The sequence below is a fragment of the Pseudomonas sp. VA159-2 genome, from assembly GCF_024126635.1.
GTDB lineage: Bacteria > Pseudomonadota > Gammaproteobacteria > Pseudomonadales > Pseudomonadaceae > Aquipseudomonas > Aquipseudomonas muyukensis.
In genome coordinates, this window is record NZ_JAMYBV010000008.1 from 188,363 (window position 1) to 205,854 (window position 17,492).

General features: G+C 64.8%; 14 protein-coding genes. 7 read left to right on the top strand and 7 right to left on the bottom strand.

Annotated features, from left to right (window positions below; translation table 11 throughout):
• Window positions 1-9 precede the first annotated feature (9 nt).
• Both fadB and NJG22_RS10565 read right to left on the bottom strand, forming a co-directional pair.
• Window positions 10-2,157 carry a fatty acid oxidation complex subunit alpha FadB gene (gene fadB, locus NJG22_RS10560; RefSeq protein ID WP_253094383.1) on the bottom strand — a complete coding sequence of 716 codons (2,148 nt, stop codon included), beginning with the start codon at window positions 2,155-2,157 and terminating at the stop codon, window positions 10-12.
• Window positions 2,158-2,633: 476 nt separating this feature from the next.
• Complete coding sequence (locus NJG22_RS10565; protein WP_253094384.1) at window positions 2,634-3,071, bottom strand: hypothetical protein; 438 nt, start codon at window positions 3,069-3,071, stop codon at window positions 2,634-2,636.
• 109 nt (window positions 3,072-3,180) lie between these two features.
• Between NJG22_RS10565 and NJG22_RS10570 the strand changes: the two genes are divergently transcribed.
• The gene (locus NJG22_RS10570) at window positions 3,181-3,621 is read left to right on the top strand and encodes a universal stress protein (protein ID WP_217853731.1); all 441 of its coding nucleotides are present in this window, start codon (window positions 3,181-3,183) and stop codon (window positions 3,619-3,621) included.
• 74 nt (window positions 3,622-3,695) lie between these two features.
• On the opposite strand, the gene NJG22_RS10575 is transcribed toward NJG22_RS10570, so the two are convergent.
• Window positions 3,696-5,624: an ATP-binding cassette domain-containing protein gene (locus NJG22_RS10575; RefSeq protein ID WP_253094386.1), complete on the bottom strand. Its 1,929-nt coding sequence runs from the start codon at window positions 5,622-5,624 to the stop codon at window positions 3,696-3,698.
• Window positions 5,625-5,831: 207 nt separating this feature from the next.
• On the opposite strand from NJG22_RS10575, the gene NJG22_RS10580 reads away from it, so the two are divergent.
• Window positions 5,832-7,760: a transglycosylase SLT domain-containing protein gene (locus tag NJG22_RS10580; RefSeq protein WP_253094387.1), complete on the top strand. Its 1,929-nt coding sequence runs from the start codon at window positions 5,832-5,834 to the stop codon at window positions 7,758-7,760.
• A gap of 98 nt (window positions 7,761-7,858) precedes the next feature.
• On the opposite strand, the gene NJG22_RS10585 is transcribed toward NJG22_RS10580, so the two are convergent.
• Both NJG22_RS10585 and NJG22_RS10590 read right to left on the bottom strand, forming a co-directional pair.
• The gene (locus NJG22_RS10585) at window positions 7,859-8,662 is read right to left on the bottom strand and encodes an MOSC domain-containing protein (protein ID WP_253094388.1); all 804 of its coding nucleotides are present in this window, start codon (window positions 8,660-8,662) and stop codon (window positions 7,859-7,861) included.
• Between the two features lie 55 nt (window positions 8,663-8,717).
• A complete protein-coding gene (locus NJG22_RS10590; RefSeq protein WP_134691757.1) occupies window positions 8,718-9,653 on the bottom strand; it encodes a chemotaxis protein CheV in 936 nt (311 codons plus the stop codon).
• Window positions 9,654-9,993: 340 nt separating this feature from the next.
• On the opposite strand from NJG22_RS10590, the gene NJG22_RS10595 reads away from it, so the two are divergent.
• The 3 genes from NJG22_RS10595 to NJG22_RS10605 all read left to right on the top strand — a co-directional run bounded on the left by NJG22_RS10595 (window position 9,994) and on the right by NJG22_RS10605 (window position 12,420).
• Window positions 9,994-10,506, top strand: a complete 513-nt coding sequence (locus NJG22_RS10595; protein WP_253094389.1) for a histidine kinase — start codon at window positions 9,994-9,996, stop codon at window positions 10,504-10,506.
• A gap of 368 nt (window positions 10,507-10,874) precedes the next feature.
• The gene (locus tag NJG22_RS10600) at window positions 10,875-11,771 is read left to right on the top strand and encodes a sensor histidine kinase (RefSeq protein WP_253094390.1); all 897 of its coding nucleotides are present in this window, start codon (window positions 10,875-10,877) and stop codon (window positions 11,769-11,771) included.
• Complete coding sequence (locus tag NJG22_RS10605; RefSeq protein ID WP_253094391.1) at window positions 11,761-12,420, top strand: response regulator transcription factor; 660 nt, start codon at window positions 11,761-11,763, stop codon at window positions 12,418-12,420. The genes NJG22_RS10600 and NJG22_RS10605 overlap by 11 nt, the downstream gene beginning before the upstream one ends.
• Here the strand turns inward: NJG22_RS10605 and yegS are convergent.
• Window positions 12,404-13,291 (bottom strand): lipid kinase YegS, encoded by an 888-nt coding sequence (gene yegS / locus NJG22_RS10610; protein WP_253094392.1) that lies wholly within the window; start codon window positions 13,289-13,291, stop codon window positions 12,404-12,406. The genes NJG22_RS10605 and yegS overlap by 17 nt on opposite strands.
• A 272-nt stretch (window positions 13,292-13,563) precedes the next feature.
• Here yegS and NJG22_RS10615 point away from each other — a divergent pair, with 272 nt between their 5' ends.
• Together NJG22_RS10615 and NJG22_RS10620 are read left to right on the top strand one after the other, a co-directional pair.
• Window positions 13,564-15,018 (top strand): mannose-1-phosphate guanylyltransferase/mannose-6-phosphate isomerase, encoded by a 1,455-nt coding sequence (locus NJG22_RS10615; protein ID WP_253094394.1) that lies wholly within the window; start codon window positions 13,564-13,566, stop codon window positions 15,016-15,018.
• 63 nt (window positions 15,019-15,081) lie between these two features.
• Window positions 15,082-16,314 carry a glycosyltransferase family 4 protein gene (locus NJG22_RS10620; RefSeq protein WP_253094396.1) on the top strand — a complete coding sequence of 411 codons (1,233 nt, stop codon included), beginning with the start codon at window positions 15,082-15,084 and terminating at the stop codon, window positions 16,312-16,314.
• Here NJG22_RS10620 and glp read toward each other — a convergent pair.
• On the bottom strand, window positions 16,303-17,490 hold the full coding sequence (gene glp / locus NJG22_RS10625) for a gephyrin-like molybdotransferase Glp (RefSeq protein WP_253094449.1): 1,188 nt from the start codon (window positions 17,488-17,490) through the stop codon (window positions 16,303-16,305). The two genes, NJG22_RS10620 and glp, sit on opposite strands and share 12 nt — an antisense overlap.
• Window positions 17,491-17,492 lie beyond the last annotated feature (2 nt).

Consider the following 17,492-nt stretch of genomic DNA (forward strand, 5'->3'; position numbering starts at 1 on the left):
GTTGGGCGCTCAGTTGAAGAAGCGCTGGCCGTTCTTGGCCATTTCGCGCAGCTTCGCAGTGGGGTGGTACAGCGGCCCCAGGTCGGCGTACTTGTCGGCCAGTGCGACGAACTCGGCGACCCCGATCGCATCGATGTAGCGCAGCGCGCCACCGCGGAAGGGAGGGAAGCCGATGCCGTAGACCAGGCCCATGTCGGCTTCGGCGGCAGTGGCGACGATGCCGTCTTCCAGGCAGCGCACGGTCTCCAGGCACAGCGGGATCATCATCCAGTTGATGATGTCTTCGTCGCTGACTTCACGCTGTTCGAAGACGATCGGCTTGAGCACGTCGAGCACCGTGGCGTCGGCGACCTTCTTCGGCTTGCCGCGCTTGTCGGTCTCGTAGGCATAGAAGCCCTTGCCGTTCTTCTGACCCAGGCGGTTGGCCTCGTACAGGGCGTCGACGGCCGAGCGGCGCTCGTCCTTCATGCGGTCCGGGAAGCCTTCAGCCATCACGTCGCGGCCATGGTGGCCGGTGTCGATGCCGACCACGTCCATCAGGTAGGCCGGGCCCATTGGCCAGCCGAACTTCTCCATGACCTTGTCGATGCGCACGAAGTCGACACCCGCGCTGACCAGCTTGGCGAAGCCGCCGAAGTACGGGAACAGCACACGGTTGACCAAGAAGCCCGGGCAGTCGTTGACCACGATCGGGTTCTTGCCCATTTTCTTGGCGTAGGCCACGGTGGTGGCGACCGCCACGTCACTGGACTTCTCGCCACGAATCACTTCCACCAGCGGCATCATGTGCACGGGGTTGAAGAAGTGCATGCCGACGAAGTTTTCCGGGCGCTTGAGCGCCTTGGCCAGCAGGTTGATGGAGATGGTCGAGGTGTTGGAGGCGAGGATGGCGTCATCCTTCACCTGACCTTCCACCTCGGCCAGCACCGCCTGCTTGACCTTCGGGTTCTCGACCACGGCTTCGACGACGATGTCGACGTTGGCGAAGTCGCCGTAGGACAGGGTCGGACGGATGGCATTAAGTGCCTCGGCCATTTTCGCCGGGGTCAGTCGACCCTTCTCGACGCGCTTGCCGAGCAGCTTGGAGGCTTCGTTCAGGCCCAGCTGGATGGCATCCTCGCGGATGTCCTTCATCAGGATCGGGGTACCCTTGACTGCCGACTGGTAGGCGATGCCGCCCCCCATGATGCCGGCGCCGAGCACGGCGGCCTGCTTCACGTCGCGGGCGATCTCGTCATGGGCCTTGGCCTTGCGCTTGAGCTCCTGGTCATTGAGGAACAGGCCGATCAGGCTTTCGGCGACCGAAGTCTTGGCCAGTTTGGCGAAGCCGGCGGCCTCGACTTCCAGGGCCTTGTCGCGGCCGAAGTTGGCGGCTTTCTGGATGCTCTTGATGGCTTCTACCGGGGCCGGGTAGTTCGGGCCGGCCTGGCCGGCGACGAAGCCCTTGGCGGTCTCGAAGGCCATCATCTGCTCGATGGCGTTGAGCTTGAGTTTTTCCAGCTTCGGCTGGCGCTTGGCCTTGTAGTCGAGCTCGCCGCTGATGGCGCGCTTGACCAGGTCCAGGGCACCGGCCTGGAGCAGCTCGGGGGTGACCACGGCATCGACGGCGCCGACCTTCAGGGCGTCTTCGGCGCGGTTTTCCTTGCCCGAGGCGATCCATTCGATGGCGTTGTCCGAACCGATCAGGCGCGGCAGGCGCACGGTGCCGCCAAAGCCTGGGTAGATGCCCAGCTTGACTTCCGGCAGGCCGACCTTGGCAGTGCTGGACATGACCCGGTAGTCGGCGGCCAGGCACATCTCCAGGCCGCCCCCCAGGGCGATACCGTTGATGGCGACGACGGTCGGCACCTGCAGGTCTTCGAAGTCATTGAAAATGCGGTTGGCTTCCAGGTTGCCGGCGACCAGTTCGGCCTCGGGCAGCTTGAAGTTGTCGACGAACTCGGTGATGTCGGCGCCGACGATGAACACGTCCTTGCCACTGCTGACGATCACGCCCTTGACCGACGCATCGACCTTGATCGCGTCCACTGCCTGGCGCAGCTCGTTCAGAGTGAGGCGGTTGAACTTGTTGACGGACTCACCCTTGAGGTCGAACTTCAGTTCGACGATGCCGCTTTCAAGAGCCTTAACCGTGATGGCTTTACCTTCGTAAATCATCAACTGATCTCCACGATATGGAAGCTGAACTGTACACGCCGATCACTGGCGAAAGGGCCGGTGGTTCCGATCCCCTCCCCAGGCACACCCGCCGGCGCGCTAATCGGGATTCGTAAGAGCCGTCTGACATACAAACGCTCAATTCATACGCCCGTTTGATTTGGGTGTGCACACATTCTCCGAAAAGATCGACGTTGTCAAATGCTCCCGCGCACCTTGAAAACGCGACTTTCCAGTCATCTTCTACCCGCTGGGCAGGAAACATGATGAAAGTGATTGCCGATCATTCATGTCAGCGATAGACCATCGGCGAACGACGGCGGCTGCAATTATTTAAACGCACCGGACGGCGCTGGCTACACTGCCTGTGATTGCAAGTGTTTCCGGCCTGCCTGGCCTTTTTCTGCGCAGCAGAACGCACCGCGCCGCGCCAAAGCTGTTCAGCTCTGGCGCGGCGCGGTGCGTTTACGGACGGGTCAGGCGAGGCTGTCGAAGAACCAGGCAATATCCTGCAAAACAGATTTATCGCCCCGCTCGCTCCAGTACAGGACGATCATGCGGCTGTCGGCCTCGACCTTGTACACCGTGGCGGGCAACCGCGCGAAGACCTCGACCAGACGCGCGTCCTCGCATGGCTCGCGCCACTGGTTCCACCACACACCCGGGGTGATCTGCCAATAGCACCAGCTGTCCACGTGCCCACGGCGGCGCGCCCGGTGGTACTGCGGGCAGGGGCTTGGCGGCTCGTTTTCGAGCCAGTGCGGCCACTGCTGGGGTGCCAGTTGCATGGCCAGGCCCATGCGCCGCGCTTCAAGGCGCAGGTTCATCTGCTCGCCCTGCCTGCGCGACTGGCGCAGCCAGGCAAGCGGGCTGAGCATCACCGCAAGGATTGACACCACCAGCCATACCGTCATATCTGTAGACCTTATAAAGCGTTGCAAATGAGCGGGTTATCCAGGTTTCACCAACGCCCCGCACGAAAGCGACCATACTTCTACTATCGCGATTGTCAGGAGTACTCACATGTCCTACGAACATCTTCTGGTCGCTGTCGACCTGACCGAAGAATGCGACCCGGTGATCAAGCGCGCCATGAAGCTCGCCGAACCTACCGGCGCCAAGGTTTCCCTGGTGCATATCGTCGAGCCCATGGCCATGGCCTTCGGCGGCGACGTGCCGATGGACCTGTCGCAGTTGCAGCAGCAACAGTTCGACCAGGCCAAGGAACGCATGGAGCGCCTGTTCAACAAGTATCCGGACATCAAGAAAGGCGACTCGCACCTGGTCTACGGCCAGCCGCGCCAGGAAATCCACCAGCTGGCCAAGGACCAGAAGTGCGACCTGATCGTGGTCGGCAGCCATGGCCGCCATGGCCTGGCCCTGCTGCTGGGCTCCACCGCCAACGACGTGCTGCACGGCGCGCCTTGCGATGTGCTGGCAGTACGCCTACTGAAGAAAGAATAAGCTTCGCCGGCAAGCCGGCGCCTGCACAAACCTCGCAGGAGCCGGCTTGCCGGCGCACGGGCCAACAGCATTACTCAGCCTTCGAGCTCGGCCCAGCGCTCCACCAGCGCATCCAGCTCACCTTGCAGCTTCTCGAGCTTGGCCAGCACCGCCGAGGTTTCGGCAATCGGCCGCTGATAGAAATCGGCAGCGCTCACTTCTTCCTGCACCTCGGCCATGCGCTGCTCCACCGCGTCGATCTGCCCCGGCAGCATTTCCAGCTCACGCTGCAACTTGTAGCTGAGCTTCTTCTTCGAAGCGTCAGGCGCCGCGGCGACTGCGGCCGGCGCAACCGGCTCGGCCACCTTCTCGACCACCGCGCTGTTGAGCTCGGACTTGCCGCCCTTGCTCTCGGTCACGCCCAGCAGCTTGGGCGAACCACCTTGGCGAATCCAGTCCTCGTAGCCACCGACATACTCACGCACGCGCCCTTCGCCTTCGAACACCAGGGTGCTGGTGACCACGTTGTCGAGGAAGGCCCGGTCGTGGCTGACCATCAGCACGGTACCCTTGTAGTTGGACAACACCTCTTCGAGCAGCTCGAGGGTTTCGACATCCAGGTCGTTGGTCGGCTCGTCCAGCACCAGCAGGTTGGCCGGCTTGCTGAACAGCTTGGCCAGCAGCAGGCGCGCGCGCTCACCACCGGACAGCGCCTTGACCGGGGTACGGGCACGCTGCGGGCTGAACAAGAAATCGCCGAGATAGCTGAGCACGTGGCGGTTCTGGCCATCGATCTCGATGAAGTCGCGGCCTTCTGCGAGGTTGTCGATGACGGTCTTTTCCAGGTCGAGCTGGTGGCGCATCTGGTCGAAATACGCCACTTCCAGCTTGGTACCGCGCTCGACCTTGCCGCTGGTCGGCTCCAGGTCGCCGAGCATCAGCTTGAGCAAGGTGGTCTTGCCGGTGCCGTTGGCACCAAGCAGGCCAATGCGATCCTGGCGCTGCAGCACCATGGAGAAGTCCTTGACCAGTTTCGGCCCACCGGCATGGGCGAAGCTGACATCCTCGAGCAGCATCACCTGCTTGCCAGACTTGTCCGCCACCTCGATCTGGATATTGGCCTTGCCCTGGCGCTCACGGCGCTCGCCGCGCTCGACGCGCAGCGCCTTGAGCGCGCGCACGCGGCCTTCGTTGCGGGTGCGCCGGGCCTTGATGCCCTGGCGGATCCACACCTCTTCCTGGGCCAGGCGCTTGTCGAACAGCGCATTGGCGGTGGCCTCGGCGGCGAGCTCGGCCTCCTTGTGCACCAGGAAGCTGGCGTAGTCGCCGTTCCAGTCGATCAGTCCGCCACGGTCCAGCTCGAGGATGCGCGTAGCCAGGTTCTGCAGGAAGGAACGGTCGTGGGTGATGAACAGCACGGCGCCGTTGAAACCGCTCAGGGCCTCTTCAAGCCAGGCGATGGCACCGATGTCCAGGTGGTTGGTCGGCTCGTCGAGCAGCAGCAGGTCGGGCTCGGACACCAACGCCTGGGCCAGCAGCACCCGGCGGCGCCAGCCACCGGACAGTTCGGCAAGGGTCTTGTCGGCCGGCAGTTGCAGGCGGCTCAGGGTGCTCTCGACCACCTGCTGCAAGCGCCAGCCGTCACGGGCCTCCAGCTCGTGCTGGACATGCATGAGCTTGTCCAGGTCTTCATCGCCGTGGATGTTCTGGCTCAGGTGGTGGTATTGCGCCAGCAGCTCGCCGACGCCGTCCAGGCCTGCCGCCACCACGTCGAACACGGAGCGCTCGTCGGCCACCGGCAGTTCCTGCGGCAACTCGCCGATCTTCAGCCCTGGGGCACGCCAGATATCGCCGTCGTCAGGCTTCTGCTCGCCCTTGACCAGGCGCAGCATGCTCGACTTGCCCGTGCCGTTGCGGCCGATGATGCACACCCGCTCGCCTCGGGCGATCTGCCAGGAAACCTTGTCCAGCAGCGGCATGGCGCCGAATGCGAGGGACACATCGCTTAATTTGAGCAGGGTCATGATCTTCTCCAAAAACCGGGCGCGCATTCTACCTGACTTGCCCCGCCACGGCATCAGCGACACGTTTCCCGCTGCCCGGCGTCGGATAACAACTCGATACAAGCACAGTGCTTTCACCGCTCCCCGGCAACCGGCTAAGCTAGGCAGTAATACCCAACAGTGCTGGCTCCGCCGTCACTCTCACTGGTTCAACTGCCCGGACGTATCATGCGCAGCCGCCTGTTACAACTTGCTTCCGCCCTGCTGCTCACCGCCACCGCCGCGAGTGCCGCACAGGCCGCCGACCTCAGCCAACAACGCCAGTACTACGACGAGGCCAAGCGCGCCCTGGCCAAGGGCGACAAGGGCCCGTACCTGCGCTACGCCCAGGCGCTACGCGACTACCCACTGACGCCATACCTGACCTACGACGAACTGACCGCGCGCCTGAAAAACGCCAGCAACCAGGAGATCGAAGGTTTCCTCGCCGCCCATGGCGACCTGCCCCAGGCCAACTGGATGAAGCTGCGCTGGCTGCGCTGGCTGGCCGAGCGCGGCGAATGGAACACTTTCACCAAGTACTATGACCCGAAGCTGAACTTCACCGAACTGGACTGCCTCAACGGCCAGTACCAGCTCAGCCACGGCCTGCGCGCCGAAGGCTTCGCCACGGCGGAAAAACTGTGGAACGTCGGCAAGTCGCAGCCCACCGCCTGCGACACCCTGTTCGCGCTGTGGGCCGCCGAAGGCCAGCTGACCGAGGCCAAGCGCTGGCAGCGCGCCAAACTGGCGGCCCAGGCGCGCAACTACGGCCTGGCCAACAACCTGGTGAAAACCCTCCCCACCCTCGGTCCGCAAGGCAAGCTGCTGCTCGACGTGGCGCAAAAGCCAGAGCTGCTCAACCAGCCCTCGCGCTTCACCCCGGTCAACGAGGCCATGTCGGACGTGGTCAGCCTTGGCTTGCGCCGCCTGGCCCGGCAGAATCCCGAACAGGCCATGGCGCTGCTCGACGACTACGCCCAGCGCATGCACTTCTCCCGCGACGAGAAAGTCGCCATCGCCCGCGAGATCGGCCTGACCCTGGCCCGCCGCTACGACCCGCGCGCCCTCGAGCTGATGACCCGCTACGACCCCGAGCTGCGCGACAACACCGTCAGCGAATGGCGCATGCGCCTGCTGCTGCGCCTGGGCCGCTGGGAAGACGCCTACGAGCTGACCCAGCGCCTGCCCCAGGACCTGGCCAGTAGCAACCGCTGGAAATATTGGCAGGCGCGCAGCCTGGAGCTGGCGCAACCGAACAACCCGCAAATTCCGCTGCTGTACAAGACCGTGGCCCGCGAACGCGACTTCTACGGCTTCCTCGCCGCGGACCGGGCGCAGACTCCTTACCAGCTGAACAACAAGCCGCTGATGCTGAGTCAGGCGGTGATCAACAAGGTGCGCAACACCCCCGGTGTGCGCCGCGCCCTGGAGTTCCATGCCCGCGGCCAGATCGTCGAGGGCCGCCGCGAGTGGTACCACGTCAGCCGCCACTTCAACCGTGACGAGATGGTCGCCCAGGCGCGCCTGGCCTACGACATGCGCTGGTACTTCCCGGCCATTCGCACCATCAGCCAGGCGCAGTACTGGGACGACCTGGATATCCGCTTCCCCATGGCCCACCGCGACACCCTGGTGCGCGAGGCCAAGGTTCGCGGCCTGCATTCGAGCTGGGTGTTCGCCATTACCCGCCAGGAGAGCGCCTTCATGGAGGATGCCCGCTCCAGCGTCGGCGCCAGCGGCCTGATGCAGCTGATGCCGGGCACCGCCAAGGAGACCGCGCGCAAGTTCAGCATCCCGTTGGCCTCGCCGGCACAGGTGCTCAACCCGGACAAGAACATCCAGCTCGGCGCCGCCTACCTGAGCCAGGTGCACAGCCAGTTCAACGGCAACCGGGTACTGGCCTCGGCGGCCTACAACGCCGGCCCAGGCCGGGTGCGCCAGTGGCTCAAGGGCGCCAAGCACCTGAGCTTCGATGTGTGGGTTGAGTCGATTCCGTTCGACGAGACCCGCCAGTACGTGCAGAACGTGCTGTCGTATTCGGTCATCTATGGGCAGAAGCTCAATTCACCGCAACCGCTGGTGGATTGGCATGAGCGGTATTTCGACGATATGTGATCGTTCACCGTAAACGCTGTAGCACCTATCGGATCGAGCGCCGCGCGGGCGGCGCTCGATCTCAAGAGCACGGCAAGACTATCGCCCAACACCTTGCCCTACTCGACAACCTCAACCGCCATCCCCACCTTCAGCTCACCCTCGCCATCCACTGCCAGGTTCTGGCCAAACAGCACATCCCCTTCCCGCTCGCGGAATGTCTTGAGGGTGGTCAAGGGTTCCCGGTCGGCGCTGCGCTCGCCGGTGGCAGGGTCGAGGGTGGTGAGGATGCAGCGCACGCTCGGCTTGAGCACACGAAAGGTCATGCCACCGATGCGAATGCGCCTCCAGCGGTCCTCGGCGAACGCTTCGGCGCCTTCGACCACCAGGTTGGGACGAAAACGCAGCATCTCCATCGGCCGACCAACCCGACGGCTGAGCTCGTCCAGTGAAGCCTGGCCAATCAGCAGCAACGGAAAACCATCGGGAAATGCCGCGCGGTCGCTGTTCAGGCCATAGCCGCTGGGCAGGTAGCGGGCCCGTTGCTGCGGGCAATGCACCAGCCGCACCGCCTTGCCCAGCAGCTCGCTGAGCCAGGCCGCTGGCGCATCGCCCGCATCGGGCACGCGCAACGTGTCACGCCAGATGGTGACGCCGCGCAGGTCGTCATCGGCGCCCGGCACCGGCACTTCCAGCGCGGCCTGCCCCGGCGCGGCCAGCAGTAACTGACCCTCGGCGCCATAGCTGGCGCTGATCTGTCCGAGCCGTGGCCAGGCCCGCTGCGTGAGGAAGCGGCCATTCTCCGCCTCCACCACCAGCCAGCGCCGGTCACCGTCCAACCCCATGTTGCCCACGGGCGATGCCGACAGGCTCTGCGCCTGCGCCGACTTCACCGGATAACGATACAACGCGCTCAGAAACATGCTTGCCCGCCTTGCGCCAGTCGAAACGCCAAGCTTATACGCAGGCGGGCGGCGATTACACTGCGGCGTGATCCAGGCTCAAGCGCTGGCGCACCACCTCCACCAGGCGATCCGGCTGGAACTTGGAAAGGAAGTTGTCGCAACCGACCTTCTTCACCATCGATTCGTTGAAGCTGCCCGACAGCGAGGTGTGCAGCACCACGTACAGGCCACGCAGGCGCGGGTCGTTGCGGATTTCGGTGGTCAGCCGGTAGCCGTCCATCTCGGGCATTTCGGCATCGGTGAAGACCATCAACAGTTTTTCGCAGACATCCTCCCCAGCATCGGCCCAGCCCTTGAGCAGGCGCAGCGCCTTGAGGCCGTCGCTGGCCGTATGCAGCTTCACCCCCAGTTGCGACAGGGTTTCACGCAGCTGCGCCAGGGCCACGCTGGAGTCGTCCACCAGCAACACTTCGCGGCCGCGCGCGCGGGCCAGCAGCGGGTCCTCGAGCTTGTCGCGCGAGACCTTGGCGCTGTAAGGCACGATCTCGGCCAGTACCTTTTCCACATCGATGATTTCCACCAGCTTCTCGTCGACCTTGGTGATCGCCGTGAGGTAGTGTTGGCGGCCGGCGCTGGTCGGCGGCGGCATGATGGCTTCCCAGTTCATGTTGACGATGCGGTCGACGCCACCCACCAGGAAGGCCTGCACCGAGCGATTGTATTCGGTGACGATGATGGTGCTGTCCGGCCCAGGTTGCAGTGGGCGCATGCCGATCGCCTGGGACAGGTCGATCACCGGCAGGGTCTGGCCACGCAGGTTGACCACCCCGCAGACGAAGGCGTGGCGCTGTGGCATCAGGGTCAGCTTGGGCAGTTGCAGCACCTCCTGGACCTTGAAGACGTTGATGGCGAACAACTGGCGGCCGGCCAGGCGGAACATGAGAATTTCCAGGCGGTTCTCACCCACCAGTTGCGTACGTTGGTCTACCGTGTCGAGAATGCCTGCCATTGCACAGCCCCCAGGCTTGAGTCGGAAAAAGTGGTTGCATCAGCCCTGTATCGGCGGAAGCTGCCCCAGCTTGACCCCTGATGGAAAAAGCCATGCAGGGTGATTGATATCATTTTACCATCATGCTTTACTGCTGCCACGCCGACCTTGCGCCCCCCCCCCCCGACGAGCAGCCCACCTGAATCTGCATCAGGGAAACCCCTAGTAGCAATCGGGTGCAACCTGATGTTCGCGATATCCATTAGCCATTAATGTGACGCCATTCTCAATGCATGAACGGAGTCAGGCTTTTGCTAGCGATCATCTTGGTGTGGCCAATCCCTGACGCCGGGGAGCCATGATGGATAGCACGCCACTGCACAACGGCGCCGTGCAGGACTTCCTGCAAGATGCGCAGGTCTTGCTGGCCAGGGCCCAGGAGTGCCTGCTGCACCTGGAACTGATCGACAACGACGCCGACGCCTGCCACTGCCTCAACGAAAGCCTCGACACCCTGGCCATGCGCGCCGACGCACTTGGCCTGGTCGAAGTCGCCCACTACACGCGCACCCTGCAGCAATTGCTGGCCCCCGCCTGCGCCCAACAACACCTGCACGGCCCCGCCCTGCCGGCGCTGGCAGCCTGCTTGACCCTGCTGGCCTGGCAATTGGAGCTGGTCGACCCGCACTGCGGCCGGCTGGACATGGACCCCGAGGAACAGCAACTGCTGCTGGGCGAACTGGCCGGCCTGCTGGGGCAACCGGGTGGACAATTGTGCGCGCCGTGCCATGCGACGGGCAGCCTTTGCACCCACCCGCACCCCGGCGACCGACAGAGCCCACACGCCCCGGCCCTACCTGAGCGCCCGCACTAAGCGAGTGACCCGCGACAAATAAGGCGCCACAACTTGCCAAGTTGACTCAAGTTTTTCAAAATGTTTTTCCGGCGTTGATTCTTAGTTGATCCAGCCACTTTGGAAACATCATTTAATAATGGCACTCTGCTAGCCTCACACCCGCCCATTCGATTCGCCACAGCCCGGAAAATCCGAGGTTTCAAGCAGTTATCCCTGCGCGACCAAATTCAATCGAAGTGATAACATGCGCGCTTTCGAACATGCGCACCGTTGAACAGCGGGCGATTGGTTGCGCCCCCAGTGCTTTATGCAAAACGGGACGTCAGTCACCCGGGTTGGGCATGTGCAATGCTTTCATCAGCAATAACTCAGTGGCTTCCCTATCTATGCTCCCACGCTTGAAGTTTCTCCAGCGTTGCCGCTCCAGAGTTGCCCTGCTGCGCTGGACGACAGTGTTGCTGTGCGTCGCCTCGCTGGTGGCGAACCTGGTGTGCTACCTGCAAACCCTGCCGCTCTCGGCCAGCCTGTTGCTGCTGCAACTGGCGGCCATGATCGGCGCGGGTTGGCACCTGCGGCACTGGGCGCGCTCGATCAACCTGCGCCCGGCGGAACTTGCCACCCGCATGCTCCAGGTCCAGGAGAGCGAACGCCAGCGCCTGAGCCGCGAACTGCACGATGACATCGGCCAGCTCCTTACTGCCGCCAAGCTTCAGGTCGACTGGCTGCAACGCCGGGTACCGACAGAGCTGCAAGCGCATTGCGCGACCCTGCGCAGCACCCTGGAGCAGACCCTGGGCAACGTCCGCGACGTCTCGGCCATCCTCAATCCACGCCAGCTGGCCAGCCTGGGCCTGGAGGCGAGCCTGCGCGCGCACCTGCTGCGCACCCTGGAAAACACCGAGGTGCACTGGAGCCTGGAATGCCAGCAGCGCCTGGGCGGCATCAACGACGATGTGGCCATGGCCGCGTTCCGCATTACCCAGGAAGCGGTCACCAACATGCTGCGCCATGCCAGCGCGCGCAACCTGTTGGTTCGCCTGCAGCGCACGCCGGCAGGCCTGGCCCTGTCGATCCAGGACGATGGCGACGGCTTCGTGCCAGAGCCGGCCCCGGCCGACGCCGGCCAGCGCGGCATGGCCGGCATGCAGGAACGGGTGACCGCCCTGCAAGGCAGCCTGAGCATCACCAGCCAGCCCGGCCAGGGCACCCGAATCGATGTACTTTTCCCCTGGCCGCCACGCAGCCAGGAACGCGCCAGGACCCCTGCCCCCGATGACCTGTAGATTACTGCTGGTAGACGACCATTCCCTGATTCGCGCAGGCGTGCGGGCATTGGTCTCGGACATTCCCGGCTACACCGTGATCGGCGAAGCCGATGATGGTGGCCAGTTGCTCGAGCATGTCCTGCGCCTGGATCCGGACATCGTCCTGCTGGATATTTCCATGCGCACCACCAGCGGCCTGGACGCCCTCACGCAACTGCGCGCAAACGGTTGCCTGTGCAAGGTGCTGATCCTGTCGATGCACACCGACCCGGACCTGATCATGCGTGCCCTGGAAAGCGGCGCCCACGGCTACCTGCTCAAGGACACCACCGCCACCGAGCTGGAGCAGGCCCTGGCGGCATTGCGCAGCGACGAGCGCTACCTGAGCCCGGCCATCGCCCACACCGTGATCAACCAGGCATTGCTGCGCGCCCAGAGCGGCAAGCAGCCCAGCGACGACCGCCACAACCTGACGGCGCGCCAGTTGGAAATCCTGCGCCTGATCGTGCGCGGCAAGTCCACCCGTGAGATCGCCAGCGGCCTGGGGCTGTCGATCAAGACCGTTGAAACCCATCGCTCGCAGATCATGAAGCGCCTGCAGATCTACGACGTGGCGGGCCTGGTGCTGTTCGCCGTGCGCGAACGGATCATCAGCCTGGACGACTGAGCAGCGGCGAGTCCGCCGGCAGGTGCACGCGCAAGGCGCGGTGCACCGCCTCGAAGCGCAGGCTGTCGGCCTGCAAGGGCTCGCCATCGAGGTTGATGTCCAGACCCTGGGCGCTCTTGATCTCCACCCATGGCAGCCGCGCCCGCACGAACAGGCCCTCGCCGGCCAGCAGGTCACGCAGCGCGCCGGCCATCTCTTGCGGCGCCGGCAGGATGCCGATATCCAGCAAGCCATCATCGGCCTTGGCCTCCGGGCACAGCACATGGCCACCCCCGGCCTGGCGGCCGTTGCCGATACCCAACGCCAGCAACTCCCCCTGCCAGTGGAAATCCGGCCCTTGCAGCTCCACCGAGGCGGCTTGCAGTTCACTGAAACGTGACAGGCCGGTGAACAGATAGGCCGCCGCGCCCAAGACCTTCTTCAGGTCTTCCGAGGTATTGGCGGTCACCTGGCTGCCGAAGCCGCCGGTGGCCATGTTCAGGAACAACTGGTCACCCACCCGCCCCAGGTCGATAGCCTGTGCCGGCTGCTCCAGCAAGTCCAGCGCCGCCTGTGGCGTTAGCGGCACGCCAGCGGCCCTGGCGAAATCATTGGCCGTGCCCAGCGGCAACAACACCAGGCTAGCCTCGGTCGCCGCCTGCCCCATGGCTTCGGCGACATCGCGCAAGGTGCCGTCGCCACCACCGGCCACCACATGACCATAACCGGCGACCAAGGCCTCCTCGACCAGGCGCTGGGCATCACCGGCCTCCCAGGTCAGGCGCACGTCCAGGGTCCAGCCCCGCTCGCGCAACTGGCCCACCGCCAGGCGCACTTCGTCGTTGCCGGCCTGCTTGCCATGCAGGATCAGCAGTGCCTTGGAATGCTGCATCGTCATGCTCCCTGTTGTTGGAAAAGCCCTACCGCAATCTCGACAACTCAAGCGTGCAGATTGCTCCACAACCCACACCCAACAGCGCGAATTCCTACAACCACCATTGAAAGGTAGCGGCCACAGGTGCATCATTCGACAAATATTTGGCCTTCATGGACGATGCCGCTCGTAAAAGTCATTTTATTGACTTTCTGTCATCGAATACCTGACAGGTCGTGATTCCCTTGTATTTGCGCTGCGCGACAGCGCCCCGATTCGAGACTGTGACTATGAGCGTCCTGATCCCTTGCATCATCGCTGGCGGTGCCGGCACCCGATTGTGGCCGGTGTCCCGCGAGGCCATGCCCAAGCCGTTCATGCGCTTGCCCGACGGCATGAGCCTGCTGCAGAAAACCTTCAGCCGGGCCCGCGCCCTGCCTGGCGTGGAACGCCTGCTCACGGTGACCAACCGCGATAGCTACTTCCGCACCCAGGACGAATATCGCCAGCTTGGCACCCAGGGCCTGGCGCTGGACTTCATCCTCGAACCCTTCGGCCGCAACACCGCCCCAGCCATCGCCGCGGCAGCCCTGCACTGTGCCCGCCGGTACGGCGAGGACAGCCTGCTGCTGGTACTGCCCGCCGATCACCTGGTGCAGGACCAGGATGCCTTCCACCAGGCCGTCGAACACGCCCGGCAACTGGCCTGCCAGGGCTGGCTGACCACCTTCGGCCTGCTGCCGACACGCGCCGAGACCGGCTTTGGCTACATCGAACAGGGCCAAGCGCTCAACGAGCATGCCTATCAGGTTGCGCGTTTCGTCGAAAAGCCCAACGCCGACACGGCGCTCGGCTATCTGAAAGACGGTCGGCACCTGTGGAATGCCGGCATGTTCTGCCTGCGCGTCGGCACCTTGCTGAGCGAACTGCAGGCCCACGCACCCGAGGTCATGCTCAGCATGGACCAATGCCTGGAGGCCAGCCAGGTCAAGGCAGGTGCTGGCGACCTGCAGGTGGAACTGGACGCCGAGCACTTCGCCCAAGCCCCCGACCTGTCCATCGACTACGCGCTGATGGAGCGTTCCCGCCAAGTGGCCGTGGTGCCCTGCGACATCGGCTGGCGCGACATCGGCAGCTGGGAAGCGGTACGCGAGCTGCGCCCGGCCGACGAGCAAGGCAACCAGTGCAACGGCGAAGCCGTGCTGCACGACGTCAGCAACTGCTACATCGATGCGCCCCGGCGCCTGGTCGGCGCCGTGGGCCTGGACAACCTGATCGTCATCGACACCCCTGACGCGTTGCTGATCGCCGACGCCGCGCGCAGCCAGGAGGTCAAGCTGATCGCCCAGCAGCTCAAGCGTCAGGGCCATGATGCCTATCGCCTGCACCGTACCGTGACTCGTCCCTGGGGCCTGTTCACCGTGCTCGAGGAAGGGCCGCGGTTCAAGATCAAGCGCATCAGGGTGCGCCCCGGCGAATCGTTGTCGTTGCAGATGCATCACCACCGCAGCGAGCACTGGATCGTGGTCAGCGGCATGGCTTGCGTGACCAACGGCGAGGAGGAGTTCTTGCTGGACACCAACGAGTCCACCTTCATCAAGCCCGGCCGCAGCCATCGCCTGACCAACCCGGGGGTGATCGACCTGGTAATGATCGAGGTGCAGAGCGGCGAGTACCTGGGCGAAGACGACATCGTACGCTTTACTGATATCTATGGACGCGCCCCGGCCACCGCCCTCGGGTGACGGCCAGTGGGCGCGCCTTGCCATCCAGGGCCGACAACCGGCCAACCGCGAGGACTCCGGCTCATGCGCATACTCTGGACCCTGCCCTACCTGCCCTGGCCAACCACCAGCGGCAGCAAGACCCGGCAATATTACCTGCTGCGCGCCCTGGCCCAGCACGGCCACCGGATCACCTTGCTGGTGCAGTCCAAAGTCCCCTTGGGCGAGGCTGCGCGCGAGGCCCTGGCCCCCTTCGTCGAACGCTTGATCGTGCTGCCCCGGCGGGCACTGCACAGCCCGCTCAACCTGCTGGCCTCGCCGATCATCGACTACCCCATGCGCGCCATTATCAACGGCCTGGCGCCCTGCCTGCGGCACCGCTTCGAGCAACTGCTGGACGAACCCTGGGACGTGATCCAGATCGAGCACAGCTACAGTTTCCAGCCGTTCGAGAAGGCCTTGCAGGCCCGCGGCCTGCCCTACATGCTCAGCGAGCATTACCTGGAATCGGTGATGGGGGCCGCCTGCCATGACCGCCTGCCCCTGTGGCTACGCCCGTTGAACGCTTTCGACCGCTGGCGCTACCGGCGCTGGGAGCAACGGGTGCTGCGCCAGCCCACCGAGGTGGTAGCGGTCAGCACCCACGACGCCGAGCTGATCGGCCAGATCAGCGGACGCCCGGTGAACGTGGTGGTCAATGGCGTGGACTGCGACCACTACCAGGATGTACGCCCCACCCCGCACAGCCAGCGCCTGCTGTTCGTCGGCAACTTCGAGTACGGCGCCAACCTGGAGGCCATCGAATGGGCGCTGGAGGAGATTCTGCCCCAGGTGTGGATGAGCAATCCGGCGGTGCGCCTGGCCATTGCCGGTCACGCCCTGCCAGCCAGCTGGAAGCTGCACTGGAACGACCCGCGCATCGAATGGGTGGGTTATCGTCCCGACCTGCGCGAGCTGCAACGGCGCTCGGCGCTGTTCTTCGCGCCGCTGCGCCATGCCGGCGGTTCCAAGGTGAAGATCCTCGAGGCCATGGCCGCCGGGCTGCCGGTGATCACCACCAGCAAGGGTGCCTCCGGCCTGGCCATGAACAACGGCGAGCATTACCTGGGCAGCGACGACAGCGGCCAACTGGCACTGCTGGTCACCCAACTGCTCAACCAGCCATGGCGCATGTGCCAACTGAGCGAGGCCGGGCGCCAGTTCGCCCGCCAGCGGCATGACTGGAGCGTCGCCGCCCAGCAGTTGGAGAACGTGCACATGCGCCTGACCCAGCTGGCACCGGCCGGCGCCGCGGCCGCCGGCGCGCTAGCCAAGTAACTCGCTGAACGGGATGAAGGCCACCGCATCGCCCTGTTGCGGCGTCGTGCCTTCAAGCACTTCCACCACGCCATCGGCCCATGCCGCGCTGCGCAGTACGCCGGAGCTCTGGTTCTTGTAGACGCGCACGCGACCGTCCTCGATGCGCGCCCGCAGGTACTCGCGGCGTGTTCCGGCCTTGGGCCAGTCGAAGCCCGCCGGCACACTGAAGCGCAGTGGTGCGACATGGGCCACACCCAGTCGGCGCAGCAAGTAGGGCCGGGTCAGCAGGCCGAAGGTGACCAGGGTCGAGGCCGGGTTGCCCGGCAGACCGATCACCGGCACACCCTGATAATGGCCGACGGTCAGCGGCTTACCCGGCTTGATCGCCAGCTTCCACAGCGCCAGCTCACCGGCCTCGCGCAGGGCCAGGCCGAGGAAATCAGCTTCGCCCACCGACACGCCACCGGTGGACAGGATCAGGTCGACATCGTCCAACCCGGCCAGGCACTGGCGGGTGCGCTCCAGATCGTCCGCAAGGATGCCGGCGTCGATTACCGTGCAGCCCAGGCGTTGCAGCCAGCTGACCAGCAGGCGTCGGTTGCTGTTGTAGATCTGCCCAGGCCCCAGTGCCAGGCCTGGCTCGACCAGTTCATCGCCGGTCGACAGCACCGCCACCCGGGGTCGGCGCCGCACTTCAAGCGTACCGAAGCCCAGGGTCGCGGCCAACCCGAGCTGGATCGGCCCAAGCCGCGTGCCAGCACTCATCACCTGTTCGCCAACACGGGTTTCCTGCCCCTTGGGGCGAACGTTCTGCCCCGCCGCCAAGGCTTCGAGGAAACGCACCCGGCCATCGGCGAGCACCTCGGTGTTTTCCTGCATCTCGACGCAGTCGGCGCCTTCCGGCAGCGGCGCGCCGGTGAAGATCCGTGCGCAGGTACCAGGCTCCAGGGGCTGTGGCGCATGCCCGGCGAAGATACGCTGGCTCACTGGCAGCGCCTCGCCGTGCCAGTCGGCCAGGCGCAGGGCATAGCCGTCCATGGCGCTGTTCGGCCAGGGCGGCAGGTCGAGGCCGGCTACCAGCTCATGGGCCAGGACCCGCCCTTCGGCCTCGGCCAGCGCTACGTGTTCGGTCTCGCCGATGGGCGCCTTGTCGGCCAGCGCCAGCAGGCGCTCCAGGGCCTGTTCAACCGGCATCA

Excerpts from the sequence above, each read along its gene's own strand:
- NJG22_RS10600 (WP_253094390.1), top strand. The coding sequence starts at position 10,875 with ATGCTCCCACGCTTGAAGTTTCTCCAGCGTTGCCGCTCCAGAGTTGCC.
- glp (WP_253094449.1), bottom strand. The coding sequence starts at position 17,490 with ATGCCGGTTGAACAGGCCCTGGAGCGCCTGCTGGCGCTGGCCGACAAG.
- NJG22_RS10575 (WP_253094386.1), bottom strand. The coding sequence starts at position 5,624 with ATGACCCTGCTCAAATTAAGCGATGTGTCCCTCGCATTCGGCGCCATG.
- fadB (WP_253094383.1), bottom strand. The coding sequence starts at position 2,157 with ATGATTTACGAAGGTAAAGCCATCACGGTTAAGGCTCTTGAAAGCGGC.
- NJG22_RS10585 (WP_253094388.1), bottom strand. The coding sequence starts at position 8,662 with ATGTTTCTGAGCGCGTTGTATCGTTATCCGGTGAAGTCGGCGCAGGCG.
- NJG22_RS10615 (WP_253094394.1), top strand. The coding sequence starts at position 13,564 with ATGAGCGTCCTGATCCCTTGCATCATCGCTGGCGGTGCCGGCACCCGA.
- yegS (WP_253094392.1), bottom strand. The coding sequence starts at position 13,291 with ATGCAGCATTCCAAGGCACTGCTGATCCTGCATGGCAAGCAGGCCGGC.
- NJG22_RS10605 (WP_253094391.1), top strand. The coding sequence starts at position 11,761 with ATGACCTGTAGATTACTGCTGGTAGACGACCATTCCCTGATTCGCGCA.
- NJG22_RS10570 (WP_217853731.1), top strand. The coding sequence starts at position 3,181 with ATGTCCTACGAACATCTTCTGGTCGCTGTCGACCTGACCGAAGAATGC.
- NJG22_RS10595 (WP_253094389.1), top strand. The coding sequence starts at position 9,994 with ATGGATAGCACGCCACTGCACAACGGCGCCGTGCAGGACTTCCTGCAA.
- NJG22_RS10565 (WP_253094384.1), bottom strand. The coding sequence starts at position 3,071 with ATGACGGTATGGCTGGTGGTGTCAATCCTTGCGGTGATGCTCAGCCCG.
- NJG22_RS10620 (WP_253094396.1), top strand. The coding sequence starts at position 15,082 with ATGCGCATACTCTGGACCCTGCCCTACCTGCCCTGGCCAACCACCAGC.
- NJG22_RS10580 (WP_253094387.1), top strand. The coding sequence starts at position 5,832 with ATGCGCAGCCGCCTGTTACAACTTGCTTCCGCCCTGCTGCTCACCGCC.
- NJG22_RS10590 (WP_134691757.1), bottom strand. The coding sequence starts at position 9,653 with ATGGCAGGCATTCTCGACACGGTAGACCAACGTACGCAACTGGTGGGT.